The sequence below is a fragment of the Shewanella sp. SR1 genome (assembly GCF_020447145.1).
Classification (GTDB): domain Bacteria; phylum Pseudomonadota; class Gammaproteobacteria; order Enterobacterales; family Shewanellaceae; genus Shewanella; species Shewanella baltica.
In genome coordinates, this window is record NZ_JAJAEF010000026.1 from 20,760 (window position 1) to 47,700 (window position 26,941).

General features: G+C 45.2%; 19 protein-coding genes. 5 read left to right on the forward strand and 14 right to left on the reverse strand.

The features are described from left to right. Window positions 1-7 precede the first annotated feature (7 nt). The gene (locus KV201_RS18690; protein WP_226060189.1) at window positions 8-1,807 is read right to left on the reverse strand and encodes an ATP-dependent helicase; all 1,800 of its coding nucleotides are present in this window, start codon (window positions 1,805-1,807) and stop codon (window positions 8-10) included. 151 nt (window positions 1,808-1,958) lie between these two features. Between KV201_RS18690 and KV201_RS18695 the strand changes: the two genes are divergently transcribed. Beyond that, window positions 1,959-2,816: a hypothetical protein gene (locus KV201_RS18695; protein ID WP_011711542.1), complete on the forward strand. Its 858-nt coding sequence runs from the start codon at window positions 1,959-1,961 to the stop codon at window positions 2,814-2,816. A gap of 41 nt (window positions 2,817-2,857) precedes the next feature. Here KV201_RS18695 and traN read toward each other — a convergent pair whose 3' ends face one another. From traN to KV201_RS18715, 4 genes are all read right to left on the reverse strand, one after another. Then, window positions 2,858-7,132, reverse strand: a complete 4,275-nt coding sequence (traN, locus tag KV201_RS18700) for a conjugal transfer protein TraN (protein ID WP_226060190.1) — start codon at window positions 7,130-7,132, stop codon at window positions 2,858-2,860. A gap of 2 nt (window positions 7,133-7,134) precedes the next feature. Next, window positions 7,135-8,214, reverse strand: coding sequence for a TraU family protein (locus tag KV201_RS18705; RefSeq protein WP_011711544.1), 1,080 nt, complete (start codon window positions 8,212-8,214; stop codon window positions 7,135-7,137). 68 nt (window positions 8,215-8,282) lie between these two features. Next, window positions 8,283-9,521, reverse strand: coding sequence for a TrbC family F-type conjugative pilus assembly protein (locus KV201_RS18710; protein WP_166485397.1), 1,239 nt, complete (start codon window positions 9,519-9,521; stop codon window positions 8,283-8,285). Window positions 9,522-9,558: 37 nt separating this feature from the next. Then, window positions 9,559-10,065, reverse strand: coding sequence for a S26 family signal peptidase (locus tag KV201_RS18715; protein WP_226060191.1), 507 nt, complete (start codon window positions 10,063-10,065; stop codon window positions 9,559-9,561). Window positions 10,066-10,139: 74 nt separating this feature from the next. Between KV201_RS18715 and KV201_RS18720 the strand changes: the two genes are divergently transcribed. Continuing rightward, on the forward strand, window positions 10,140-10,565 hold the full coding sequence (locus KV201_RS18720; RefSeq protein WP_011711547.1) for a hypothetical protein: 426 nt from the start codon (window positions 10,140-10,142) through the stop codon (window positions 10,563-10,565). A 141-nt stretch (window positions 10,566-10,706) separates the two neighbouring features. Here the strand turns inward: KV201_RS18720 and KV201_RS18725 are convergent, their stop codons facing one another. The 6 genes from KV201_RS18725 to KV201_RS18750 form a co-directional block, all read right to left on the reverse strand. Next, entirely contained in the window at window positions 10,707-11,159 is a 453-nt protein-coding gene (locus KV201_RS18725; protein ID WP_011711548.1) for an RES family NAD+ phosphorylase, read from the reverse strand. Further along, a complete protein-coding gene (locus tag KV201_RS18730; RefSeq protein WP_011711549.1) occupies window positions 11,156-11,617 on the reverse strand; it encodes an antitoxin Xre/MbcA/ParS toxin-binding domain-containing protein in 462 nt (153 codons plus the stop codon). Before KV201_RS18730 ends, KV201_RS18725 begins: the two co-directional genes overlap by 4 nt. A gap of 135 nt (window positions 11,618-11,752) precedes the next feature. Then, entirely contained in the window at window positions 11,753-15,997 is a 4,245-nt protein-coding gene (locus KV201_RS18735) for an Ig-like domain-containing protein (RefSeq protein WP_226060192.1), read from the reverse strand. Window positions 15,998-16,182: 185 nt separating this feature from the next. Beyond that, window positions 16,183-17,088, reverse strand: coding sequence for a thioredoxin fold domain-containing protein (locus tag KV201_RS18740; protein ID WP_011711551.1), 906 nt, complete (start codon window positions 17,086-17,088; stop codon window positions 16,183-16,185). A 55-nt stretch (window positions 17,089-17,143) separates the two neighbouring features. Next, on the reverse strand, window positions 17,144-19,138 hold the full coding sequence (locus KV201_RS18745; RefSeq protein WP_037426863.1) for a helicase-related protein: 1,995 nt from the start codon (window positions 19,136-19,138) through the stop codon (window positions 17,144-17,146). 68 nt (window positions 19,139-19,206) lie between these two features. After that, the gene (locus KV201_RS18750) at window positions 19,207-19,698 is read right to left on the reverse strand and encodes a hypothetical protein (RefSeq protein ID WP_037426866.1); all 492 of its coding nucleotides are present in this window, start codon (window positions 19,696-19,698) and stop codon (window positions 19,207-19,209) included. Window positions 19,699-19,836: 138 nt separating this feature from the next. On the opposite strand from KV201_RS18750, the gene KV201_RS18755 reads away from it, so the two are divergent. Then, entirely contained in the window at window positions 19,837-20,559 is a 723-nt protein-coding gene (locus KV201_RS18755; RefSeq protein WP_037426869.1) for an HDOD domain-containing protein, read from the forward strand. Between the two features lie 30 nt (window positions 20,560-20,589). On the opposite strand, the gene KV201_RS18760 is transcribed toward KV201_RS18755, so the two are convergent. From KV201_RS18760 to KV201_RS18770, 3 genes are read right to left on the reverse strand one after another with little or no spacing between them, the layout of a single operon-like run. Beyond that, a complete protein-coding gene (locus KV201_RS18760; protein WP_086904416.1) occupies window positions 20,590-23,274 on the reverse strand; it encodes a TraC family protein in 2,685 nt (894 codons plus the stop codon). A 12-nt stretch (window positions 23,275-23,286) separates the two neighbouring features. Then, window positions 23,287-24,015 carry a TraV family lipoprotein gene (locus KV201_RS18765; RefSeq protein ID WP_037426873.1) on the reverse strand — a complete coding sequence of 243 codons (729 nt, stop codon included), beginning with the start codon at window positions 24,013-24,015 and terminating at the stop codon, window positions 23,287-23,289. Next, window positions 24,015-24,842 carry a hypothetical protein gene (locus KV201_RS18770; RefSeq protein ID WP_037426876.1) on the reverse strand — a complete coding sequence of 276 codons (828 nt, stop codon included), beginning with the start codon at window positions 24,840-24,842 and terminating at the stop codon, window positions 24,015-24,017. Before KV201_RS18770 ends, KV201_RS18765 begins: the two co-directional genes overlap by 1 nt. A gap of 278 nt (window positions 24,843-25,120) precedes the next feature. Between KV201_RS18770 and KV201_RS18775 the strand changes: the two genes are divergently transcribed. Together KV201_RS18775 and KV201_RS18780 are read left to right on the forward strand one after the other, a co-directional pair. After that, on the forward strand, window positions 25,121-26,383 hold the full coding sequence (locus tag KV201_RS18775) for a PD-(D/E)XK nuclease-like domain-containing protein (RefSeq protein WP_140906693.1): 1,263 nt from the start codon (window positions 25,121-25,123) through the stop codon (window positions 26,381-26,383). A gap of 14 nt (window positions 26,384-26,397) precedes the next feature. Beyond that, window positions 26,398-26,745: a hypothetical protein gene (locus KV201_RS18780; RefSeq protein ID WP_226060193.1), complete on the forward strand. Its 348-nt coding sequence runs from the start codon at window positions 26,398-26,400 to the stop codon at window positions 26,743-26,745. Window positions 26,746-26,941: the final 196 nt, after the last annotated feature.

The window sequence follows — 26,941 nt, forward strand, 5'->3', positions numbered from 1 at the left end:
GAGGATGTCAAGCGGCGTCAAAATCGTCGGCATCGTCTTCATATCCAGACTCCAGCTCTACAACCCTTTCTTTGTTAACCTCGTACAGAAACTCACTGGGCTCACTGGTGTAACTCATAGTGAGCGACGAGATAGCGCGGGTCATGGCCACATACATTAATCGACGTTCTTCCGCTATCTTACCCTCTGCTAACGCCTCTTTGCTCGGGATGGTTCCTGTGTCGCTCCCCACAATCCACACGTTGTCGAACTGCAAACCTTTTGAAGAGTGCATAGTGATCAATGACAGCTTAGGTGCGGCCTCTTCTGATTGGTCTTTGCGCTTTTTGCTGTCTAACGATGACTTCAGTTGCGCAATACTTTCGCCCAGGCTCTCCCAGTGACGTCCAGCAATGACATCACCGACGACTTGAGCATGTTTTTGGTCCCGCTTATCGAGGTGTATGGCTAACAATTTAACGATAGATTGCATGTTGGTTCGCTTAGCATCCTCACGCCCTGCAGGTATGTCATGCCAGCCTTCAGCTAATGAGTGGAACTTTTGCAGGTCAGCATGATGACCAATCTCCGCATGTTTAAGGCCGCCAAAGGTCGTTTTCGCCGTCCGGCATAAACCAACAATTCTTGCCGTTTCCGCCTCTGGCACTGACAAAGCCGCCAAAGCCCGATGTAGGGTATGGTCATCATGTTTGCCTGAAATCACAGAGGCAATTTGAATCAAGCTGTAGGGTGCTACGCCATCAAAAAACGACTTACCGCCGCGTCGATTGTACTCAATGCCATGACCCTGAATAACCGTTTCAACGCGATCAAGGATGGCATTATTCCTCGCAATTACTGCCCACGTATGAGGCTCTTTGCTCACCGCATCTAAAATCTGGTTAAGCTGGTTATCCATCGTGCCAGACTTAATGATTTTGACAGTCCCTTGCTCTTCCCTAACCGCATTCATCGGCTTATCAATCCTATCGGGGTTATTGAACTTAATCAGCATCCCCGCTCGATTCAGGATTTCCTTTGAGCATCTAAAGCAGTCTCTTAGCACGTAAGCATCTGCGTTAAACTCTGACTGAAAGGCCACCATATTGTCGTATCCTTGGCCCCCCCTGAACGAGTAGATAGCTTGATCGTCATCACCAACGACCACCAGCTTTTTACCAAGCAGCGCGTGTTCACGTAGCCACATGTATTGCAGTGCATCGGTATCTTGAAATTCGTCTACCAGAATATGCGTAGCCGACACTGGAGGGATTTCCCTTTGCGCCAGCCAGCTCACGGACAATTGGCATACGACGTTAAAATCCGTCTTGCCCTGCTTAATCAGCATATCTTTGTAAAGCTCGTACAAGGCAACTTCTGTGTCACTATACTCTTTTGACAGGTCTTGGCTTCGGCCCATTTCATCAAACAGCCTAACAACGTCCGGCACCTTAAATCTGAACTTATCAATGAGGTCTAAATGGTCAGCTTCATTGAGCACCGACTTAACGAACAGCATTAACTCATTGGCCATTAATAACCGGCGATTAAGTTTGCCGCGAGTCATCGCTAACGCAGTTGAATGAAAGGTACTGATAGTTACACGTTCCATAGCTCGTGGGGTAAGGGCGTGAAGCATTCGCTCAGTGAGCTCAACACGAGCCGCATCCGTGAACGTAAGTAAATGGACAGAATAGGCGCCATCTCTGGACAGTAAACGCTTAGTCAGCTCTACCAAAACATAAGTTTTACCACTTCCAGGTAATGCACAAACAAGGGTATTGTCGTCACGTTCGATGACTAACCCCTGATCTTTTGTTGAGCCCATTTAAACTTCACCATTGAATTTGTGTGTTGCGCGAATGATAAGTTTCGTAAGCTAAACAATCAACCTTTTAACCACTCTTCTTATATTTCAAGAAATTTGCCAAGTATTAGGCCTGTGTTAACATTGTTGGTAATTCAGGTAGGAGTTCGACATGAAAAAATCAATCATCGCATTATCAGCATTAGTCGCTAGTTCAGTATTTGTATCAGCGACAGCAAGTGCTGCTGAAACAAAGTCATTCGATCAATTAGCTATTCAATCAGACGATTCGTTTGCTCTAAAAGTGCTAAAAGCAGCTGGAGGCGATAAAAACACTCAAGACATTGAACTATCTGCGGAAGATTGGCAAAAGGTTAATGGTGCTTCAGGCTCTGTCATGGCGATGAATATGGCTGCAGGCACTGCTGGTATTGGCGCATTCGGTGGCAGTGGATTAAGTGGCGGTTTAATGAATGCAGGCTTGTTCTTTCTCGGAACCACGAACAAAAAGCCTTTAGCAAAGTTTAATCTTATTCAAGTGATTCCTGCCGCAGATTTGGTAGGACATTCTCAGCAATTAGCCGATTATTTAGGCAAAGATGTTGGAACTGAATATAAGATAGGAAGTGTAAAAATTGGGAGCAAAATGACTCACCCAATGTTTGTTAAGGATTCTAAAGCCCAGTTAGCGCCAAACAAGAAAGAGGCAGGTTGGGCATGGTTAACTTATGGCGTCGCCACCCCAGCGACATCATTAAATGCTGAACAGGCATCTTCCTTATTTGATCAATCATTTGAGGTTGGAGACTATTTAGTAGTTACAACGTCAGTGAGCACTTGCGGAGAGCTAGTGCTGCTAGATAAGTTAAATGCTATCTCGACCACTTATCCAACTTACCTATATGTGCCTCCGGTGGATGCTGTTGCGAATAGAGACTGCCCCGATGCTGATAATTTGAGAGCAAAATATCAGCAGGTAATCGACCTGAATAAAAAACAGACCCATTTATTCATCAAACCTAAAGCCTAACAAAAAGGCCGTTACAATAAACGCTGTAACGGCCTTTGTTTTTATACAGGACAGCTTGGCGGTCTTGGGAAACCTGAACAATCTAAGTTAGTTGCAGGAGATGCGTTCTGGAACGCTTCTCGAACTTTAACACCAGTGTCAACCCCTAACTGATTTTTAATCCTGTCATCGGCACTATCTCGAGCTTCTCGGTTAACCACAGCGTCTTCACCCGTCTTTTCCATGTCTGGTTCAGGGAACATACCTGATTCAGTCATCAACCCTACCCATTCGCTGAAATCCACTTTACCCAAGTCGATATTTGCTAGCTCGTCTAGAGTCAATCCGCGACACGTTTCGTTGTCATGCCATGACACCGGATTTTGACCTAACTGAATAATTACTTGCTCCATAATTATTCTGGCCAAGGTACTCTTGAAACAACAATACTCGTTATGGGCCTTGTCGGTACATATCCCTAATGTCTTTTTACAAGGAACCTTACGGACAAAGAAACACTTTCGTTCTTTCAGCTCTGTACCCATTTTCAGCTCTTCGTCATCACAGGCCGTCAATATCGTATAAAGCAATTTCAGCATGTTATAGATGGTGTAAAGCATCATAACGAAAGAAAGTGCTGCGATGAGGTTGCCGACAATCCCTTCCATCGCTTGAGCACCTGCTTCCTCCCCAGCCATCTCAACCCCAAGCGCTTCGGCTCCTGAGAGAATCGCTTCCTGCATCGCCTCAGGCATGACATCATATACCCACTGGTAGATTTCAGTTTTTACCGTATCGATTGAGGTAGCCAAATCAGTGAAAAAGTCAGTAACAACGGATCCGGCTTCTCCAGAAACTGTGGTTGCTGCGTTGCCAGCTGTAGCCGTAGCTTCGGAAGAAAAGGATTTACCAAGATAATCCCATGCACCTTTTGCGGCCTCCGTCGCTGGTTTAGTTGTGTCAGATACCCAATCAACAGCATCATTCCAACCACTTTTTACCATGCTCCAGCCTTTTTTGGCATATTCCCCGCCTAAATACTCATTCACCCACGCGTTCTCACTGGACACTGCGTTTTGCCCAGCTTTGAAGGTCATTAATGACAGTTTAAATAGGTTGGATGTGGTATCGGTGCCTTTGGTGGAGCAGCAATCATTTACCTTGAGTTGATCCCAGCTACATTGCTCAACACTGCCAACGAACACTTGGCAGGTATCAGGATTAGTAGGGTCCGTACATGATGACCCATTGTCTAATTCGTTTATAGCCGCGTACATCGCAGCAGTTTGAACAAAGTCTGTATTGGTCTCTTTTGCTTTTGTTTCGCAATTGCCATTCACACATGAAATATCGGTAAAACAGGTATTATTCTCTACTATTTCAGTTTTAGTTATGACCGAACCGCTCTCGCAGCGATAAGTCACATCCCACCCAAAACATGTATTAGTTGCCGAATCAAGCCACCCCTCCGCGCACGTAGATGACTCAATACTGCATTTTTCATCTGACGTATACTGACTGCACTGATCACCCATTGTCCGAATGTCAGAATACCCAACTGTTCCACCATTAAAGGGTAGTCGATTACCCTTAAGAGGATCACACACATAATCTTCCATGTGCGCATACATGCAAGGAGTAAGGCCATCGTCCCCCTCGTATAAAGGATCTAGATTGACAAGTGCAAACATATCCTTGGTTTTTTCTAACGCATCGATAACTTGTTGGTCTGAGGATATATCACGCAGTACTTCCCAATGAGCGAGATAAAGTGGTGCGTTAGCACGTTTGGTCCAATCTTCTGAGGTATTCCCTCGCCCAATGATAATTCGACGTTGCTTTAAAGAGTCAAAACTTCCACCGTACATCTGCTTAGCATCAAAAATCTGGCCATTCTCATTGTAAAACCGAGATGTAACACCGTTGTTTATTTTGACAGCAAATACAGACCATTTATTCCGCTTGGGTAGGACGTTTACAAACTCTGTACCATACATACCTGGGCCACTGTAGATACTATGAGTTTGAAACCCAATTCCCTCTTTGCATACCCATAGACCGTCGTCGTTCTTATTGTCACCTTCATCATCAGTGGTACCAACTATGTTACCGCAGTTTGATTTAGTCCCATTTGCCAAACTTGGGTCAAAATCCCTACGCATAACCATTAATATTACGTCATTTGCCCCAGACACCGCCTGAACCCCCGGAGCACCATCTATATCCGAAAGGTTTAGCACACCACCGTTATTGATTAACTCAGAATCTAATCTAGCATCGCATTTCCAATCAGATGCCGTACAAAAACTGTCTGGCGTTGACAACGATGCCTCACATCCTTCTGGTGACTCAACAATTTCCTCAACCCAGTTTGCAAGCAAGTCTTGATCGAAATTGATAGTGATACTGGTATACCCTTCCCCCAAATTTTTTACGGATAGCAACTGTTCGACGGTCAGAGTGCGATTCTTTGCTAATGCAGTCTGGAATGGCACAGTCACATCAATGGGGGACGCAGTTATGGTGTTACCAATATCGGAGCAAGACTGTCCATCTAGTGGGAAAGTCGAAGACTGGTTAAGAATTGTGTCATTAACTGATAATTTAAAATAATCGTCATATCTCGATTTCCCTATAGTAGCGGAAACAATGTTTATTCCGTCAAGCAATCTGAACGATGAAGCATTGCGATAGACTTTACACGTACCATCATCATTGTCTGGCAGAGCGTTATCCGTTTCATCTCCCAAAATGATTGAAATACAGCGTTTACCGCAATACCCAAACCCACTGCCAAAGATTTTATTCTCGTTTGGTGGCGTTAAAATTCTTTCTCTATTACAGCTTGAAAGATTGTTTCTGTTTGGCTTAAAGCACTCTTCGATAGTATTTTTAATCAGTGAGTCATCGATAGTAGTTTTAGTGACAGTGTCCGTCGAACAATCCCCGAAAAATTGTCCGCCACTACCATTAAGAATGTTTTGCTGTTCCTGTGATCCAGATTTAAGGAATGAAGCATCCTTTCCAATAGTGTGTGGCGGGTTCTTGTTTTGAGCATCAAGCAAGGTTAGATAAGCATTGGCACTATGATCTTGTGCATCATTCGTTTCATCTTGATTTGCCCCTACAACGGGCTCTGACTTTCCATAAGCCGTGTTTCGCTCAACGGCCTCTTTAATCGATTTTTGTTGCGCCTTTTCGTCCTGATAAGTACCTGTTGCAGATACGTTGTAACCGTTATTGGAGTCAAGCCCGAGCATATCAGCATTGGTCATATTAGATGTGGTCATATCTGTTTGACCAACATTCCGGTAATTAAGCTTAATATTGTTAGTTGTGCCTCCTGGCAGCTCAATGGCGCCTACCGCGGATTTGCCAAAATCGCGGCCCATCTGCATAAAGTAATCAGGATCTGATAAGTTTCCCTTCGCCGTAATACAGGTATTGCTGTAGGGATCTAACTCTTTTCCAGTTGGACAACTGGCGACAGAACCCGAGGAATTAACACATGAACCGTTCATTAACGTCGTACCTGCCGGGCAGCTCGGGGCAGCCCCAGGCATACACTGACTACCATCTTGATAGTAGCCTGCCGGACAGCTTACAGTTGATACAGTGGTTTCGACTTTCTGGCAGTTGTCATCACCGGCAGGCGTGTAGCCAGTTGGACAAGTGGAAATGGTTCCCTCATACAAGGTTCGCTTACAGGTTGATTCGTTTTGCTTTTGCCAGCTTTGATCAGGCAGTGAAACTGAGACCGTCTCGTCCTTTTTACAGAGTCCGAGGTCTACATAGGTTTGTGGGCAAATTTGCTCTACTGTTTCTGCGGCCCCACCTTCATCCGGGCAAGTTTTACCCAATGGGATCTGCAGTTTAAAACAAATTCCATTGCTGAATGTTGTGTACCCTGTGGGGCAACTGGCCTGAGATGAAGCGCTTTGCCTTGCTGAACAAAGGTTAGGATACAGAGGGTCATGATAGTTCCACGATTGTTGAGAGTCCAACCAGTTTGTCCCAGTGGGGCAACTGTTTATCGTTGTCCGGGACTCGTTTTTGGCACATGTTTGTAAGCCATTTACCGTGGTGACTGAATAGCCCGGTGTCGAGCATGACACTATCGGAGCAGCATAAGTGTACTTAATACAGGTGCCATTGGAATAGCTCCACCCTGTTGGGCAGGAATACTGAAGAGAAACTGGCAATGGGAGATCTGCAAATGCAGGGCTACTTGTGAGAAATAGCGCCAGAAAACTCATAGTTAAAATATTGAATAAGTAAATGCTTCCTATTCCGTAAGAGATTGCCTTTTCCCACCACGTAACCAGTTTATCTTCCATTGTTATTGAACCCTCACACAGCAATCGGTGTATCTGAAAATTGAATAAACCGCGTGTTGGTCTTTTCCATTACCAGGAGACTTTCTACCTGAACCCCACCAAATCGTAGGCCAACCGAGAGGGTGACAACATTCATCCCATGAACCATCTAGGGTTGATTTATTTTTATCTTCGCTGTTGTCGTAATCGCCAGTTTCAGGATTTTGTAGATCCTCAATATTAAAAGCCTTCGTGGGTTTCACGGCTGATGCTGCTGCAGGATTCGCTTCAGGAGACGGATACATCATAGAAATTTTGTACTGCGCCTTAGGGATCATTGGACTGTACTCGGCGTTACACATCGCCTCTTTACCGTAAGTTTTTCGTGCTAACCCCCTGCGATGTAGCGCAGCAAGTGAACGAGTCGTGATTAACTGGGTATTGCGGATAAAATCATTGTCGGCCCCAATAAAGCCGGTTAATGGATACAAGGGACCATCTAAGCCAGCGCAGAACCACAGTGCCTCGTTAGCACTGCCGCTACTAGCAGTGATCATCCCATCGGCAACACAAATGGCGCGGCCAACAGGATTCGCAATCGGAATTGCGTCAGGAGTGAACAGAAATGATAGCGCCGAGTTTTCGTAGGTGACATCGAGAATTGACATGTACGCAATATCGAGGTCAAAGTAACCAGGGGATGTGTCGCACTCAGGCAACAAGAAAAGACCTAACATCTTGAAAACCGGATTGATGATGTAGTTGTAATGTAAGAACGATACCGTTTCGGCAGATTGAGTATCTGGGTTGGATGCCCTCCCCCGCATCGTCATGTCATTTTGTAGCAAGGTTCCACCCAGCGTTGGACTGCACCATGGCGTTGCAGAGACTTCTACTAAATGATCAGGTGACCAGTAACCCAGAGATACCCCAAGCTCCGGCACACCCAGAGCATCCGAGCATGAGCATAAACGACTCGAATTAGCCCCTTTAGGCACATTGTCCGAGAATCCGGCGAGGTTAAAAGGTAGCGTACATGACCAGCAAAAAGAGTTAATCAGGTTTGAGAAATAGCCAGCATCGGGGCAAACCGAGTCCGGCATACTGTTCGCACTCACATTTACGGACATCATGGAAGCCAGAAAAACAGCTACTTTTGCGAACTTCTTCATCATTTGGCACCGCCATTTGGAGCTACTAATAGTGTCGGTAATCCCGCATTACTCAGAGTTCGTTGACCAATCTCAGTGACGCGGATTTCTCCCTTAAACAAATCAACTAATGCGGGTAAATGCTCAAGCTGAAAACGAGACACCATCGTCGGTTGCATCAAGTACAAGCGACGGCCTAGTTTTGTCTGCAACCGGTTAAATTCGGTTAAATCGCTACCCGCTGGCAGAGCTGATAGCAGCACGTAAACTTGCTTGTGATCTGTCACGGAAAGTACATCATTCATCCACGCCAGCTGACGCTCACTGGTTGGGTCAATCATGAATAAGCGGGTTTCCATTTGGAGTAATGCTGTAGGATCTACAACATCACCGGCCTTGGCAAAATACTGGCCATCCGGCGTTGTTTGGTCTTGGGTAAAGCGAACACGCGGGTCAATTTTGTAACGCACATCCTCGTCTTTAAGGCTCTCTGTCAACTGAACCTCTTTACGGTTAACGAATCGGCTAACGGCCTCGTGCTTTTTCTCTTCCCAATCTACTTTTTTGAGCTTCTGTTGGATAAGTTCGAGCATGTCCATCTCAGTAATGTCGTAAGTGTCTGACAACTTCCCGAGCGAGCCGCTTTGCAACAAGCCTTCGGACTGCTTAACGAAATCTTCTAATGACTGTAGCCCTGTCGCGGTAACCACTTTGCCACCGTTGCGATACACCATTGTTGGCGCTACTTCGACTGCATAGGTATTAAACAAACGAGGGTCGATGATAACTCTTGGAGTCACATCTAAATCTGCTTCATCTATCGCTCTATGAATGGCGTTGGAGGCATCACGCAGGCTTTCAGATTCATCTTTCAGGCCTCTAAATACGACTGTTGTTTTAACTTGGCTTTGAGATGCTGCTCTCAGCGCTGATTTCAGCGTGTATGCTGGCATACCGAATGAAGCGAAAATGAATACCTCTCCGTTTGCGGCTATCTCTTGCTGCACAACAGGCGTGACAGGTTCTGGCTTTGGCAGCACTTGATACCTGATCGCATCGGCCTGCTGGGTGAGCATTTGTGCTTGTGAAATGTAAGATTGCTGCCCCCAAGCAGCGGGGAGGCCACCTTGGGGCTGCTGGGTATTGTTCTGCCTCATAGCCTCGATTTGGCTACGGACGTCATCCATCTGTCGTTTTGCATCCAGAATAAACTGCTGATTATCGTCTGTAGCCATTGCATCGAAATAAATGGCAGACATCGATACCGCCACAAACAAGCTAACAAGAAACTGTCTATTAGATAATGAGGTAAGCACGACCAATCACCTGCTGAGTTTTGATTGAACCAAAGAAACGACTGTCATAACTGCCAGGTTCTGTGCCTAACACAAAGATCCCGCCATTCTCTACAGTCCTAGTACCAATGAGCTTTTGCACATCGATATTCAGCGCATTCGCAGCATTGTCGATAGGTGCTGAGAACCTGTGTTTTTTGTTGGTCACACTAAACCTCCCTATTTCTACGAGGTCTCCTTCGACACCTGCCACTAACTTTATGATGTTGATCCCTGACGGAAGAATGTCGGTTTGAGGAGACATGAACATCACCAGCTCGCCGCTATTAACGGTTTTTTGTCGTGTGTCTACCACGAATACAGAACCAGGAATGCATTTATCGCTGTTGAGTACCAATATCAGTTTATAGCTATGACTAAACCACGTAGTAGCAGCTGTAATGACGGCAGCAATGCAAAATGGAAGTAAATACGTGTGACGCCAGTGAGCCTTGTCGAATTTGATCATCTACACATTTCTATTAACACACAGTTCATGTATATTACTAGACGGAATGCAGTTCAGCAACAACGAGATCGGCGATGAAATCTACTGTGAATGACTTAGAGCTAATTTTGAATCAACTAGGAATTGACCCGACAACACTGATCCCAGTGAATATTACAGGTCTTACAATTGAAGAGTTGGACCGCATTTCCGCACACGTAGAATGTGGTAAGAGTTTTGTGAATTGCTGTAGGACTCAGAGCATATTGAATGCTGACGTTATAGTGCAAGGGATCGTGATTGTCGCAATAGGTGATAATTTAATCGCGCTAGATCATCGATGGTTAAAGCGTGGCGACTACTATTTAGACCCCACATTTAGTTTATTCAACAGCACCAGCAGCCCTAATGATACCTATGTTCTTAGCTACTTTATGCAAATTGAAGTTGCAACCGCAAATGCTGCTAATGATTCAATATCCGATATTTCGATCGATTCATTAAGCAAACTAGCTCGATAATGTACAACCATCTTCCGTTTAGACCCGTTTAACCGAGGCTTCAACCACCTCGGTTTTTTTTGGGTTGGGTTAGATTTTACTTGTCATAAATAAAATGAGAACCCGCTTAATTCGAGTTGTCTATGCTAGCTAATCAACAACTTAAATTAGTCTTGGATCGATTTGATATTTTAAATCAACGGCATTCTTAACCGACTCAATTACAACTGGATTGGAAGGGTTGACCAACACATTGTGCTCCAAGGGCACAATAAACGAGGGCACCATCAGTCCAGCCGCCGATTCAGACTCTATAAACGAATCTCCAAGCCCTCTGGACATGATTTCGTTATATCGCCACCCCTCGGCCAATTCGCTTTGTGGCAACATCATCAATTCACTTTCGGGCAATTCCAGTTCAAGCGTGACGAAGTTATCGAATCTTCGGGGTGAATTGAGATGCACTAAGACTTCTAGGATTGCTAGAGATAGTGTAGGAGAGGTATACACCATCGGTACTCCCAATGAGTTCCAGCGCCCCCCATACATTGCAGCCCCTTGTCCATTCCATGCTGAATCCACGTACTGCTTTGATACAATGCGATAGAGCTTCACATGTAAACTCCGTGCATTAATCTATTAATTAGACGAATGACATCTACTGTGCCCGACTCAGAGCCCATTAACTCAATTGGTCTTTTACCGTTCAATCCAATTGCGGGTTCATTGAGCCATTGAATAGCATCTGCCTTGTTTCCACCAAGCATCAAAGTTGCTGCTTCATACATTCGTATCATCCGTGCAAACGCTTCGCTTTCACTAGGCTTCAGTCGATGTTCTTTATCCTTTACCCGACGGGCGAAGGTTGCCCGGCTTAAACCGGCATACTGGACAAGGTTCGTAACGGGCATGGAAACGGCTTCGGCAAAGCGATTCACAACATCAATACTAAACCCATGATTAATTGCGTCACTTAGCACAGGGCCTTCGCCAGCAGGCAACCCCACTTTAGCCCAGATAGATTGATGTACTTTAGGTTTTAATCTGAACTCACGTAATTGTTGAACTGCCATATCAATGACTCCTGCATTCCAAATTTATGAATAATTATCGCACTACAAGTCTCATTTGACAAATTTTAATGTCTCACATGATAATCTAGTTATAAAAAATCCCGCAACAATAGCGGGATTCTTTATTTGAACGGTTTAATTTGTGTAATGTTTCTCAATAGAATTTGAGTAAGCGCCAGAGTCATCCACGCCTCTAGCGATAATCACAGCGCTATAACCAGTCGACTTACTTACGTAAATATAAGAGCCAATGTAGGGTGATATTTCACCGTTTATGCTCCACTCGTATTTCGCCATCTTACCATCTTCGTCAGTACACATCAGATCTAGTCGGCGAATGTTGGAATAATTGCTTTCCTTCACGTTACATTTGGGTTCTACGTTTTTGGCCACGGGGATTTCCATTTCGTACTCCCGTTGGATGTTGAATACAGATGTCATAACCGCTTTTAGTCTATGTACACCCGCTTCAACGCCACTTACCACCACCCTCAGATTGGTAGGCTCCACCAGCTTGCCATCGAGATACCAACTGACCGTATTAATGCGGTCTAATGGGTGGCCCATTTTACCCGACAAGTTTGCAATCACGGTTAGTGGCTCACGCATCATAGTGTTGCTATAACGTGGCTCAATGTTCAACTGCGGCTCCGGCGCTTGGTTGGTGCCGATGTAGCTAGAAACGACCTTAGCGTTACCACGGTTGTCAGTAATAGTCGCCTGCACATTCTCTGTACCCGCTTCTTTTACGTTGAACACTACTTGTTTGTCGGTCTTGCGCACCACCTCAAATGTCTCGGGAATTGTCCACTCAACCGAGAACGTCACTCCCGAGTAGTACGGAGGAAGGTCAGTCGGAGTGTTAATCAACATAGAGCCTGACGTCGGCGCATAGCTGCTGCTCGTCTTACTTATAATCTCAAACGATGGGAAACTATAACGCCATGCTGCTGGAGTTAAGCGCTTCAGGTTTTCTGTCTCAGTCTGATAGCCTTCGGCCCATGATCGCACTTGGATATTCACCAGTTTATTAGTGACATCTTCAGCCGTTGGCGTGTAACTGATGGACGGCGCTAACGTCTTGGTGCCGTCTGGTAATGTCCACTCAGTGATGATTGGCGTACCCGCAGCGGTATCCGCTAGCTTCGTAGTCGCTTCCAGTGTGTACGGAACGCCTTCTTCCATCGCCTTGATCACCGGCAATGCCATTCGCACAGGTTGTAAACGTGCGGCACGTACAATCTTAGTAGCCTTCGCATACCTGGCGTCGCCAGCCAAATCAGTATTCACATAAGCTGCGCGAGCATAGATGTTATAGCGAGTTTCACTGTCCATCGTTAACGTGAAACTATCATCACCTTTCACCCAGTTCACGCCATCTAACGACCATTCTACTTCGGTTGATGTCAAATCGACTGATTCATCATTATCAAGCAGCTTATATTGGCCAATCTCGCCAGCATGTAATGCACTAACACCCTCAATCTTCAGTTCTGGTTGGTCGTACACCAACACCTCTTGGAAATCGGTGGTCTGTTTAATACCGCTGTACTTGTTAGCAATCTGGGCTCTAAATTGATAGATACCTTTGTTAGATAACAGGATTTGCACAAAGTCTTTGTTAGTGGCAATTTCTTCCCATGTACCGCCACTATCTTTCGACATTTCCCAAGTCACGTCGCCTTTAGCACGACGGTCATTTAGTGTATTAGGTACGTATAGCAATTGAGCCGCGAATGGCGCTTTACCCGCCATGCGCTTTATCAGGATATCTCCGTCAATAGCCTCACCTTTATAAATCTGGAAAAATGCAGAATTACTCTTAATCGTTTTTTGGTAATCAGCCAGTTTACTGTCCACAGTCACCAGAGCCACTAAGCGAGAACTGCCGATAGAAAAGTCCTTGAATGGGATTTCCGCAGATGCCACACCTTCACTGTTAAGCTTTAATGGCTCTGTTAGGTTTTGATAGCTAGTACCTTCTTTGTTTCGCGACTCCAATGCAATGACCGCAGACCAATCACCCATAGTCTCTTTATCGTAAGTCATTTTTCGAGTTAAGAAGTCCAGAGAGCCAATACTCACTTTAGCAGTGATCGTAGACTGAGTGTTTTGAAGTACCTCGGGGGTTTCTAGCTTCGCTACAATAGTATTAGCTGGCACAGTCAGAACTTTAACCTTCTTAGTGCCTAACGCGGTTTTGTCCCCAGTGTACTGAGCTTTTAGCTCAATATCTCTTGTGGTCCACAAGGCAGATGCCCCCACACTTAAAACTTTACCAATCCGCTTTTTAGACTGAGCTAAGCCTGATTGTGTGTAAGGGTATGACACCTGAGTGCCATCACTGCTAGTGATTGAAAAAGTTAAATCACCGTTAATAAACTCAGCTGACGTGGTGGTAATCACCCCACCATCAACTGTCGTCGTAAAAATGTCAGGTTTAAATTCACGGTATTTAGCAACAGTTACTACTGGCGGCTCCGGCTCAGTCACTTTAAATGCTTGCGAACCCACAAAGCTGAGCGCTTCTGAGTTTTTTCGGTTGATCATCCAAACCTTGTACTTAGCCTCGTTAAGTGAGGATGTACTGGTCGCTTTTTGGAACGTACCCGCGAGGACTTGCTGAGAGTTAGACCATTCAGAGCCTGTGCCATCAGGGAATTGTAGCCATTCAATAAAACAGCGATAATTTAACTGACCACCAGCTTTACGTGCCTGCTCAGCTGACGCATACATGCGACAACCAACCCCCTCGGTGTTTTTGAGTGGCATAGAGACCGCTTGAACACCTCTTCGATAGGTCTGGCTTCTGTCATCTATCTGCCATTTTACTGGCATATATCGAATTGAGACTTCCTGTACTGATGTGTTACCAGCATTATCCTGGACTACCACAGATAGTAATTTATCAGTATTGGGCTCTAATGGAGTATCTGGAGTTTTGAGCATTTTTAAATACTCAATCCCTTCATCAATACCATCTCCAAGAACTGATTGGCCATCCACTGACGCAGCAATCACCTTCCCCCCACCAGACATGGAATCAACAGCCGCAACGAGAATATCATCAAAGAAATAAATAGGGTCGGCAGCGTTAACAATGCCGCCGTTAGTGTTGTAAATCCTGATAGTTGGAGGATTTCTATCGATGTTACTGGACTCACCTACGACACCTTCCCAGGTGTTGCTGTAAGTGTCCGTCAACGTCGCGTATGGGATGTAAACGCCATCTGGAAGCGAAGACAGGTCAAACTCGAATGCCCATACATCGGAATGCTGCTCAACGAGCTTAGGGCTCAGCTTAAGTTCTCCCGTAGGTAAGGTAATAACATCGGTAGAGAGAATGTCATTTCCTGCCAGGTTATAGCTTGGTTGTTTGATTGAATACTGTGGATCTGGTTTTAGCGTAATAGTCGCCTGTGGATGCCACCACGTACCTGATTTACCCGCGTGAGGGGTAGCTACTGTTAATAGCGCTTTTTCGTTATCGATAGTTAGTGTCGTGCCGTCAGCAAATGTTTTAGTGATTGGCACCTCGTTACCCGAGGCCACCGCTTGCATCATATAATCGTCGAGTGTCGCGGTCCTGAAGTCCCATGCGAGATTGTATTGCGACTGATATTGGCCATTGATGGTTTTGAAATAGCCATTATCCGAATCTACGCTCATGCTGTAGTTGGTTGAGCCCGTCGAACTGCTTGTGTCGGTAACAATAGTCGTGCCAGCTGTGGACATGGTACATGATGTGCTGCCAATCGGGATGGTACACGCCCCGAGACTCGGCGCATTAACTACTTGGGTATATGGCCTTGAATCGGTCTTAACTTGGACGGTTTTGAGGATGTTTCCCTTGCTGTTGCTGGTTACGTCCGAACCTAACTGGATACCAGTGGTTAAGTCACTTACGATTTCAACGATGTTTGGGGAAATAGCTTGCGCCGCTTCCACAGTCATCGAACCTGTTTCAACCAGCACTTTTTCACTGCCACTGCCAGAATAAATACTTACGGTATACCCGATGATGTTATTGCCAGAGTTATTCAAGTAACCCTGAATACCATCGCTGTAAGTGCTTAACCCTGATGGCAAGCTCCACTCCAGTAAACAGAGCATGTTACCTTGGGATTGCGTAAAGGCTTTTGCCGCCGCTACATCCGTCGTTAAGCTACAACCCGCACCGGATCCTTGAGTTGGTTTGATTTGCACCTGCTGGACGTTTGCCACCACTCCTGAAGGTGGGGTCAAGACGATTTCGGGCATTTTTGCAGACAGTTCACCAGTGATGGTTACACCGGATACAGCTAAAGCGTTAAATGACCACGCCGATTGCGCTAGTATAAGTAGCGCTATAGCGGATTTACTGAAAGTTAAGTCGCGCATTCTGAACCCAACATTTTTTTATGATTACATAGGTTATCAGAATTATATAAATGGATAAATTTATTTACCCATTTTTTGAGCAATTAATGGGAATTTTGCGATGAATTAATACACATTAAATTAATCAAATGTGCTTATAATACCAATGAGATCCCAATATGGGATCTCCTTATGGAGTTGGGAAATTAATTGACTGATGCGGTGAGTTGTAGCGAGTTTATGGCTTGGGAGATTGCGGCAAAGTTATTCACCACTTTGACCATTTCACCACCATTGCGATAAAACAGCGTCGGCGTACCTTGGATGCCCAGTGTACCCATGAGCTCAGAGTTTTGGATGATGGCCATCTTAGTTTCTGGGGTTGGGGTTGCAGTGGCATAAGCAGCTTTAGTTTGCTTCGCCTCTTCGTGCTTCCACACCGCGTCCTTACCGCCATCAATCATGGCTTGGATTGCTGGGACAGAGTTGGCGCTGATCCACGCTAACGGCACCAAGCGCACATCCAACTGTTTGCTTTCAATCTCGGGTTTCAAACGTGCGAGTAAGCTACTGCAAGCACTACAGAAGGGTTCAAAGAATACATAAATCGCTTTCTCAGCTGACGCTTGTTCATAGCCCAGTTGAATGTATTTCGCCGCAGTGAGACTTTGCCAATCCTGCTCAGTGTAAGTTTGCTGAGCAACAGGTGCGCGTTGTGCTCGACCTGCTTGTTGTGGCTGATTCCTATCGGCTTCGGAGATGCCCAGCGTCGTCGCCCACTGCTCCGTTAAGTTGACGCCATTCGCATCCACCAGACCACCAGCAATAACAAAGTCGCCCGTGCTCCAATAAATTTGTTTTTGGCCACTCAGATCCACCAGCCAACCCGTGATATTTTGCGAACCGTCGGTGACACTCCATTTCTGGATCACTTTGTTATTGGCGTTACTGCTTAACAAAGTTGCTAGGGCCGGAGGGCCATCTTTGGCGACACCCGTTGGTAGTGATGTTTTATAGCTGTTGAACTGGCTCACTACCCAAACGAGAAGGGCAAGAGCCAAGATAACAATAAATGCGATGAACGATTTTTTACTTAACGATTGTTGTTTCATACCTTACCCATAAACCATAAAGCTCTTGAGTTAATAAAATTGTGTTGATTCTGACCTAACTTGAGGTATCAATCAACTCAATTGCATCGTTTAAATCATCAAGATTGATTTTGTAACCGAACAAATATCGCTGATTAACTCCCGTTTGCGAGCGACCTGATTTGGTTAAATCGCCAAATCCTCTCAGTTTCATGTCCTCAATCGCTAGCGTCACGCCATGTGAAATTTGAGAAATTAATTCAAGCCTATCCTTTGATTTTGGGCTTATTTCAGGGGGTAACAGTAAATCAAAGTACCCTACCCCTCCGTGCCTTGCTAAGCGCCCTCTAAGCTGATGGAGTTGGACAAGACCTAGCCTGTCTGGATTCATCACAATGCAGTGGGTTAACCCTTTAATAGTCAGCCCAGTTTCAACTAATGTCGTCGCGACCAGCACGTTTGCATCACCCGTATTGAGCGCATCGATTGCAGCTGCATTTTCTTCGTTTGTTAGCCCTCCATGCGCCAGAACAACCCCGCTACCATCCGGTAGGACGTGGCGATTACTATGGATGAATCGGCACCATTTCTCGTATGTCTCTGTCGCATTCTGAATATCCGCAAATGCCTCACACTTGCTTTCATCTTTTAGGGCGCAAACGATCAATAACTTTTGGCCGCTTTGAAGCGTCGCTAACGCTCTTATTGCCAGGTCTCGACCTGCGTAATGCTCTAACAAACGACTCTCAATACGCTTATCTACGAAGCAATGCTTTAGCTCGTACACCTTCAGCACTCCATGTTTTAGCAAAGCCGCTGTTCGCGGTACTGGGGTTGCTGTCGATTCCAGTAAATGCGCCCCGTCAGCGCAAAACAGCTCGCGCTGTTCAACTGAAAACTTGTGCTGTTCATCCACGACGGTCAGATCAAATGTGAATGGCCACTGTTTGTGTAAAATCGCCGTGGTACCAATCAACATTCGACATTGGGAAATCTCTTCAATGATCTCCCCTTCAATGACTAACGTTGGGCTGATGTCAGGGTAATACTCAGAGAACTCTCTATGTAACTGACGCGCTAAATTCGAAGTAGGCAGCATAATGGCCACTCGCCCACCGGCATCCACAACTGAGGCGGCACAGGTGCCAATCACACAGCTTTTTCCGGTGCCAACGTCACCAATTAACATCATGTGTTGAGATACTGCCGAAGTCATTTGCGTGACCATACTAAATGCCGCGGATTTTTGTTCCTCGGTCATTTGGAATGGTAACGATTTAATGCGGTTATCTATCGCCTCTGACTCAAACTGCAACGGGACACGCTTTACTCCCCACTGTGACGCCAATTTCTTTGCCTCTGCACCAATGAGGACTGCTGCTAACTTACTAACTTGCCGAATCCGTGCGTAACCTCGTTGAACACAATCGGGGAAATGGATCTCCTGTAACATCTGCTCGATGTTGTCACTCGGGGCTGCACCCAGAAATTGCTTTAGTCGTTTGTTACTTACAGCGGTAGCTGAAAGCAGCTCTCTAATCTTGTCAGCACACTCCTTGATAACATCACGTTCTGACAGTAAGCGGCTGAGGAAATCGATTACCTTGGGTTCCGCTTTGCTCATTCCCTTGGCCAGTTCATAGCACACATGCAACCGCCCTAAATCATCGGGGGCAACAAACTCCTGATTTTTTAAAATCAGTTGTTGGTTTTGATATTCCGGTAAGCCATAGACATAGATAGGGTGATGCTGATTAGCCATCGCGAGCCCGTTGCTCAACGATTTTAGGTTTTCAGCTGTGTCGTAAACGAAGGTTTTCAGTCGGAACCCCTGTTGGTCTGTCAGCTCAACAATGATGAAGGGACTGCGTTTTTTAGTGCGTCCTAACTTGATGTCAGATACGGAGTGAATATGACCGCCGAAAAGCGTCATCCCAGAGAAGCCTTGATAGGGATTCAAGTCATATTGAACAAGGCGTAAATCTTTGTATTGCAGAGGCATTACAAGTCCAACTTGCCATAACTCAGTTATGCCAAACTTGGATAATTGCTCTAAAGACGTGTCTGTCATGCCCCAATCCGATTCGTGTTCTATGTCTCCATTAGATCACGCTTCTTGATTGAGGCAAATTTTGAGAATTAGATGTTGGGACTAGCACACTGCACGAATTCTTGGAATCCCCTTTTCGTCGGCTGCGCTTCTCTTTCGTCACAGCGTCCTAGGAACTCGATTGGCTTATTAATAACCCCCATACACGAGGCCAACGTCCAGTAGCTCCCAAACGATGCGCTATGACCCGATTGATAGTTGTTATATGCCGTGTGAATTAATCGACGAGTAATTTCAACAGGGATCTGATTGCTACCCTCGGTGTACTCTTTAGCAATATAATAATCAATAATCACCCCTTCTGGATTGACTTCGCTTTCTGCGTACTTAGGTGCCTCTAAACTGCCTGGGATCCATTTAGCCCCAGTCTCATAACCATGTGCGTAATAGCGAAACTGGGCCATAGCAACAGCACAGCTTTCAGCCTCATTAGGCGCGGGTGATGCGAATGCTGGCGCCGTGAACGAATAAAAAACAGCCAACATCAAACCTAACACCATACAATTTATATTTCTCAACATGCGACCCCCATAGTTAAAGTAGTTTATACTAATTAATTTTTTTGTACGGCATAGATACTGATGTACGATTACACTCAATCAGGTGTTTCATGATACTCTTCAGTCTAAGCGTCTAAGCTGTTAATTAATGGATGATTTATGGCTAACTACACCATATCGGCTAAATCAATAACTGACGCAACCCAAAGCGCTCAGTTTGATTTACTTATCAAAAATGTCCCCGTACCGGAGATCAGGGAAATTTTGAAGCACGACGATCCCATTAATGAACTTTACCGACTTGTTGGTAATGATGCTGCTCTCGCTGCGTTGTTCCTTCGTGTAGCCAATTCAGCTGCATTACCCGTCATTAAAAACTTTGATGATTTAAAACGTGCAATCACCAAACTAGGAACGCTCAGAAGTGTCAATCTGATCATTACCTACATGCTAAGACAACTTTTGCCTAGCTCCGCTTATGACGTCAGTACTCAACTCATAAACTATTCAATCGACACCGCCATCGCACTCGACTACATTCAGCGCAAACCCAGTTCGTATATCACAGGCATTGCGTTATTCGGTGGATCTATGCTGGTAGCTGGTTACGCTGATCACATGGGTATTAATGTCACAATTGGTGAATGCACAGCACTCAACCAAGAACTACTTCCTGTGTTCATTCGACACTGGTCATTCCCTGAAGAAACACTGCAAGCAATAGAGCTGTATCTTGCCAATGAACATTCGAGTATCACATTAGCGATTTCCGCTGTTGCCCATAAACATCTGTTATCCCCCTTCCCTGGGGTAGATTCGAGCCTCCCTGAGAGACAGCTTGAAGAAGTTGTTTCCAGTATCAACGCTAATCCATTCTTTTAAGTAAGAACGCGAGGCCTGCGAGCAGCAGGCCTAAGATTCATTTTCGGCGTCGAATCGACGTCGCCATGTCCCGACTAGATCTTTTCCTTCCCTTTCAGCAATCATCTGGCAAGCAGTAAACATATCGACCCCATTGTCTTTCATCATGATTTCAATCTGTTTTTTCTCGTCTGGAGCGGTAGAGTAAGTCAGTGCTTTAGCCCTTGGCAGATATAGCCTGCCTACAGATTTTGTGCCGCCACTGCATAACAGAACTTCACTGAAAAACGGCCTAACAGTCTTGATATTCCTCAGTAAAAGGTAATCCTGCTCAATGAACTTACCCTCTTTATTGAGTCGGGCCAGTTCCTCTCCGTTTTGCATGAGGTAGAATAAGTGAGCCGAGTTACTGGCCATCGCGATACCCGCAGGCGACTCGTTGGCATCCTTCATCGATTGCGAAATACACACACCCAGGCTGTTGTACTTACGGAAACGACGCCAACCAGATTCGAGGAATTTTGCCAGAGTTTGAAGAACCTGACGGGTCTGCTCATCTACACCCTTGTTTTCCTTTAAGAACTCCCACGCTTCATCGAGAATAAAGGCTTTCACAATATGCAGTTGATCATGCCTAAACATTTCCTGCTGAATACGTTGAATACACAGCATGATACACACCGCTTTGAGCTGGTCTGAACCGTTAAGTCCGTCTAGCTCTAACACCACTAAATCCTTCTCAAACTGAATGGGCGGCTTGCTAGGGTTGAACATCCAACTGTTTTGGCCACCGCGTAAGTAACACCAAGGAGTCAATTGGTCGCTGATTTGTTGAACTTCTTCTCGGGGATGTTTGGCACAAGCATCAGCGAAATCGTCAATACTGGTTTCCCTACCCTTCTCGTTCCACAGTTGCATGAGCAATACTGACATTGCAGAGTATTGATAGCTGTTACAGTCTCCAAGTGGGAAAGCCATCAACTTCAGGATGTTCAACAGCATTTCACCTTGAGCGCCTAAATAGTTGTTAGCGTCACTATCTACAACGCCTTCATCAGTATCTTTTTGAGATTCGTCGATACTCTTAAAAGGACATAGGTTAAACGCAAAGCGGTTGTCCGGAATAACCTCTACGAACTGTCCTGCGTACAACTCTGTTGTTTTAACGTATGAGCGACCTGAGTCGATGATGAATACGCGGCCACCATCAGGATCACCGTGGATATTACCAAGTGCATCTGGATAACGGTTTTCTCCGGTTGAAAGTAGACCTTCAATCAAATAGTTAGCAGAGACCGACTTCCCAGCGCCAGAGGTTGCGGTTATAAAGATGTTGTAATTGGAGTCTGACTTTAATGGGTCAAAGGTGATTAACTGACCATCACGGGCAATGTATGTCAGCACAGGGTGTCGAACTGCGTTTCCTGGCCACGATGCCACCATAGGAACGAAGAACTTGACCAAGTTACTAGGGAGAAAGTCAAAGCGTTCAATGAAACTACTGACTTCACTTGAGGTACACATTGGCAGACCATTTAGCCAAGTGAAACGGCCAATCAAGCTATCCACGCCAGCTGACCAACTAAAGCCTTCCATGCGCGTGATTAGTTTTTTAGTGCAGTTCTTAACTGACTTTAAAGTCGGTCCCCACATTTGAAAGTTTAAATGAAAGCGGCAATGCTGAGCCTTTTCTCGCTCTAGATAATGCTCGTAGTATTCAAAATCTTGCAGGCCGTATTTCAAAGACGAAATCCAACGAGCCCACGGACCTTCACCTATCTGTTTGGCCATTAGGCGGCGCTTGGAGTAATCCTTAGCGACTTTCTTAGGGCTCATTTCAACAACAAGGTTGATCATGAAATTGCCGGGAATAGCGCCATCATCCCCTTTCAACCAATCGCCAGTCATTAAATGTAACGTGCCTTGGTAAATGGAATCTGGGAACTCTTTAATGCTCACACTTTGAATAAATCGTGTAGAACCATCTTCCGCTTTAATCGCCATATAATCAGAACCATCGACTTTGACCTCAGTGCCAGGTTCAAGCAACTGCGCACGGATGGGCTGAGTAGAACGGTAACAGCCTTGTCTACCATCTACTTTAATTCCACGGCGCCAAACTGCATTCGGGGATGGGTTGTGGATCATCTGCAATCGGTTAATTAGGATCTCAGGTTGCATTTTGGTCGCTACACCAAAGATTTGTTGTAATGACGCTTCATGGTTGTTAGCCATATCTACAAAATCTTCGACTTCCTCTGTAGTCGGCATGGCTTTCTTGATAGGCACCTTGATTGAGGCCCATACCTCGAAGTTGCGAAGCGGTACACCTTCCATATCTCGCGAAGGGATTGAGGTATCAGCAAGCGCTTTATAATAATCAACCATGTAGTCGGTCATATTGTCATTATCAATGACCGTATCGAACCGATTACGCTTGCCACGGCAATGTCGGTAATTGTCTAACACTGTTACTAAGTCGTCTGAAGCCACTAGCGAGAATTGCAGCACAGTCCCTTCTGGATAGACTTTTTTGAAAATCGAATCCAGCGTGGAAATCGTACTCGCACCATAACCACCTGACGGTGGGCATAGCCACGTTACGCCAAGGTAACCCCCTTCTAGGATGTAACCAAGATGTTCCCCTTCCTCACTCACAAATTCATCTAAGATTGGGATGATTGAGGAATATTTCTCAATGCCTAGACTATTTTTCCAGTTATTTACAGTTGTCATTTCGCACCCGTGTTAATTGCCGTTAGCGCGTAACGCTTCTTGAACAACTTTTGGCGCTTGATCCAAAGTGGCCTTTGCCGCTTCTAGGTCAGCATTGAAATTATTACGCCCAGGTTTACCTGTCTTAATGCCAACTCCGTTAATTTCGCTTGGGTTACCCCTTCGCTCTTCTTCAATGGATTGCTGACGAATATAAAGCGGAGTGATTTGAGCAGGCATGTTGAATGCTTCACGGCCATAGGTGTATTTACGGGTTTCAATTTCGGTATAGACATAACCGACATTCTGTAAACGGCCTTTGTCGTCTTGCCATGGAGCAAATGCAACACGAAGCATTTTGGGCGCCTGCCGAACAGCGATAGGCTCTGGAGCGGGTAATGCACGGTTGTTATCAGCCGTAAACATGTAAGCATTACTGACTTCATTCAGGGTGATTGGTTGGCCGTTAGCGTCCAAGCCATAGCCGGCCATGGCGCCGGAGTTAGCCACTGACTTTTTAGGTACTTTACAGTCTGGGCAATCTTCATCGCTTTCAGCTGCTCGCCGCGCTTTTTCTGCCTCAATGCCGCCAGGTGTATCAGCCAGTTTCAGAATTTCTCTAGTGGTGGTACAGGGTAATCCGCTGTTTTGAGTGTTTACACAAACCGTAGGCTCCTCACCCGTTTCGAACATCGATTGACATCCAAAAATAGTTGCCAAACTAACAGCGACCATGCCTAATTTTAATGCTCGAGTAATCATTATTTCTCCGTTTGGGAAATGAAATCAGTTAATGAATCGGGTAATCCGACGTTGTGCAGTCCGTGTCCGTTAACGAAATAGGGTAAACGACGGATCTGTAGAAATTGAGTAACCCCAATCGTGGTGGATAGCTTTTTAATGTCGCAGTTTTCGAGGGTTTCCGGGGCTGTGGTGAAATCACTGTTAACTAGCAAACGTAGGGATTCACTTTGGTCTTTGGCGCACCACAGCTCCCTCGCTCTAATCGCAGCCTCTTTACCATTCACTAATGGGGTAAGCAGTAACGCGATTTGCTTACCTTTAATCGAAAGGAGCTTATTGAATAGGTCAGCGTTTAACTTCGATAAAGGGTCCACAAATACAACTAGATCGGGCTCTGTTTTTGCTAAATCACCAATGTAATATGCAGCCATATCCTTAACAGAAACCCCTAAGACCTTATCAATCTTGGCAAGCCATGCCGCCTTTGCGTTGGCTTCAGTTGCTATAGGTGAACTGTTCCAGCCATCGAATACCTCGCCGCCTTTAACGAGAATCCTGCCATCCGTGGAGGCGAGCACTTGAGTACCATCTCGAGACACCATCATCACCATACCTTTCACGGGAAGCGCTTGAGACCATACGATGTCGTTTAACATCGAGAAAGCATTCTTGATAAGCTCCTTACCCTCACTTTCCGGCATTTTCTCTGGCTGTGTTTGTGCCTGCTTAGCTGATTTGTTTGCCTCTAACAAAGCATCTAAGCCACTGTTGGCCATAGCCAGCGGATGACACAAACCAAGCGATACTGCTAACGCAATTTTGGTTACCTTTCTTTTGATACTCATAACACTTACAACCTAAAAAGTGTGTTGCATATTTCAGCAGTTTTGCCGCAACAAGTCAATTTTCAAGTCATTTTTCGTGAATTTCTTGTGCATTAAAATTTGATTGGTATGATGCAGTCATTATTAAAACAACTAGAACTTATAGCTAATAGCTAAAAGCTCACTCCAATAGCCCGCTCTTGCGGGCATTTTTTTGCTCCATTTCTAGAAATTTGCCTCAATAGGAAGCCGTGTAATGATGGTTTCAATTGAAGAGTTAGATTTTTGGAGTGAGTATCATGAGTTCATTTGATTTTGATTTAGATGCGTTAAATTCTGCTATGAACGCATTTTTTGACCCTGCCAGCGTGAGCATGGTTACCATCACCTGCCAGCAAACCTCAAGCATCATCCCTGCAAGCCTGACGCATTTAGTCAAGCCTGGTTATGTGGACGGCAAACCACAATTCTTATCTGACACCGGTGAACTTATCGAAGGTGTTTACTCAGACATTCCAAACGATGTGTATCACTCATTAGATGCCATTAGCTCAAGTCAGGTTAAGTGCTATGCAGATAGCCCAATGAAATACGAACAAGCGTATATCAACGGTAAAGGTAAACAGTTCAGCGCCAAATCCCGCGAGTCCGGTGTTCTAAGCCACGAATTAACACTAGAGGGAGCCGATGTATTTAATGCTCGCAGATTTGCCCTGCTCGACTCAGAGCAATTCCCAGATGATCCAAAGTCATTAACCGAGCTTAAAGATGCCTGCACAGCCAACAAACTAACAACCAGCGGCACCATTGCTGAATTAATCAAACGCCTTGAGCAAGCCAACGCTCCGCAAAAACCGTTTGAGTCACGTCAATTGGAGTGGATCAAAGCGAACATTGGTGACGAGTGTTTTGCGTTATGTGATACAGAACTACAGTCAGCGGTGACCTGTGCAGCAATCATTAAATTACTTCAGGATAATCAACATATCGCGATGAAGGCGCTTAAGCTGCCAGTGTCAAAGGAGATGTTTGATAGCGTTATAGGACTCAATCAAGCCATTGAACGCAACGCTCACGCGAACAAATTTTTAAATCGTAAAAACGGTATGGCGGAAGTCGCATTCTTTACAAGAGATCCTGAGACCGGATTGATGCTTAAGTGCAAAGTGGATTGGTTAACAGCCGTTAAAAATTTTATTGTTCCTTGCGATTTGAAAACCACGCGCAGTGCTAACCCAGCGTTAGCGGCCTACCAGTTCGCAGACTTACGTTACGATTTGCAAGCTGTGTTTTACTTAAAAGTGATTAAGCCACATTTGAATGAAACCGAGTATGCAGAGCGTCTATTCCCACTCATTACCGTTGAAACGGGTGATTGTGCAATTTGTGAAGTGTTTGAGCTTCACGATGATGATTGGGCTATCGCTGAGCAAGATCTGCCAATCATTCTTGATAATATGAAAAATAGCATTAAGAAAAACGAGTACCGAGGCTACACCGAACAAGGTAAGTCTGTTATCAAATTGGCAAGACGCAAATCTTCTCTGGCTGCAACTCGATAGGGTGGTGAAGGAATATGAATCTGCAACTCAAAGCACTTAAGGCTATTTACGACAAAAAACCTCACTTGGTGGCCAAGTACATCTCAGCAGGGCTCACCGGTAATCTATTGAACTTCAAAGATGGTCTTTTGCTGCGTGCGGCAATTACATCAAATCAGCCTGAGATTGCTAAGGCGATACTAAATGCCGGTGCAAACGGGTTTGTGCTAAAAGGGGAGGCTTATGCAGCAGCGTTTAAGCAAAACAATCCAGCATTGATTGAAATAATGCGGGACTGGGCGGAACGAAATCCGTCAGAGCTTAACACTATACCTGGGCTGGGCAGAAAACTCAGGCTTGATTCGGAGGAATCAGAGGTTTAAAAGTGAAAAATACAATTTATTATCAGTAACTTATTCACAGTTTCAGCTGGTGCAGATATATAGATTAAATCCAACATTGTAGACTTGAAAAGATTTTTAGGCTTCCTGAAATTGAAAACCCCAGCTCAAGGCTGGGGCAAATTCTTTAGGTCTTTACGCAAGGTCTTGGATATAATCCTTAGAGCCAGACGTCAAC

Bases quoted from the DNA above. Each gene is read 5' to 3' on its own strand.
- KV201_RS18690 (WP_226060189.1), bottom strand. From the start codon at position 1,807: ATGGGCTCAACAAAAGATCAGGGGTTAGTCATCGAACGTGACGACAAT.
- KV201_RS18695 (WP_011711542.1), top strand. From the start codon at position 1,959: ATGAAAAAATCAATCATCGCATTATCAGCATTAGTCGCTAGTTCAGTA.
- traN (WP_226060190.1), bottom strand. From the start codon at position 7,132: ATGGAAGATAAACTGGTTACGTGGTGGGAAAAGGCAATCTCTTACGGA.
- KV201_RS18705 (WP_011711544.1), bottom strand. From the start codon at position 8,214: ATGCCGGACTCGGTTTGCCCCGATGCTGGCTATTTCTCAAACCTGATT.
- KV201_RS18710 (WP_166485397.1), bottom strand. From the start codon at position 9,521: ATGTCTGCCATTTATTTCGATGCAATGGCTACAGACGATAATCAGCAG.
- KV201_RS18715 (WP_226060191.1), bottom strand. From the start codon at position 10,065: ATGATCAAATTCGACAAGGCTCACTGGCGTCACACGTATTTACTTCCA.
- KV201_RS18720 (WP_011711547.1), top strand. From the start codon at position 10,140: ATGAAATCTACTGTGAATGACTTAGAGCTAATTTTGAATCAACTAGGA.
- KV201_RS18730 (WP_011711549.1), bottom strand. From the start codon at position 11,617: ATGGCAGTTCAACAATTACGTGAGTTCAGATTAAAACCTAAAGTACAT.
- KV201_RS18735 (WP_226060192.1), bottom strand. From the start codon at position 15,997: ATGCGCGACTTAACTTTCAGTAAATCCGCTATAGCGCTACTTATACTA.
- KV201_RS18740 (WP_011711551.1), bottom strand. From the start codon at position 17,088: ATGAAACAACAATCGTTAAGTAAAAAATCGTTCATCGCATTTATTGTT.
- KV201_RS18745 (WP_037426863.1), bottom strand. From the start codon at position 19,138: ATGACAGACACGTCTTTAGAGCAATTATCCAAGTTTGGCATAACTGAG.
- KV201_RS18750 (WP_037426866.1), bottom strand. From the start codon at position 19,698: ATGTTGAGAAATATAAATTGTATGGTGTTAGGTTTGATGTTGGCTGTT.
- KV201_RS18755 (WP_037426869.1), top strand. From the start codon at position 19,837: ATGGCTAACTACACCATATCGGCTAAATCAATAACTGACGCAACCCAA.
- KV201_RS18760 (WP_086904416.1), bottom strand. From the start codon at position 23,274: ATGACAACTGTAAATAACTGGAAAAATAGTCTAGGCATTGAGAAATAT.
- KV201_RS18765 (WP_037426873.1), bottom strand. From the start codon at position 24,015: ATGATTACTCGAGCATTAAAATTAGGCATGGTCGCTGTTAGTTTGGCA.
- KV201_RS18770 (WP_037426876.1), bottom strand. From the start codon at position 24,842: ATGAGTATCAAAAGAAAGGTAACCAAAATTGCGTTAGCAGTATCGCTT.
- KV201_RS18775 (WP_140906693.1), top strand. From the start codon at position 25,121: ATGAGTTCATTTGATTTTGATTTAGATGCGTTAAATTCTGCTATGAAC.
- KV201_RS18780 (WP_226060193.1), top strand. From the start codon at position 26,398: ATGAATCTGCAACTCAAAGCACTTAAGGCTATTTACGACAAAAAACCT.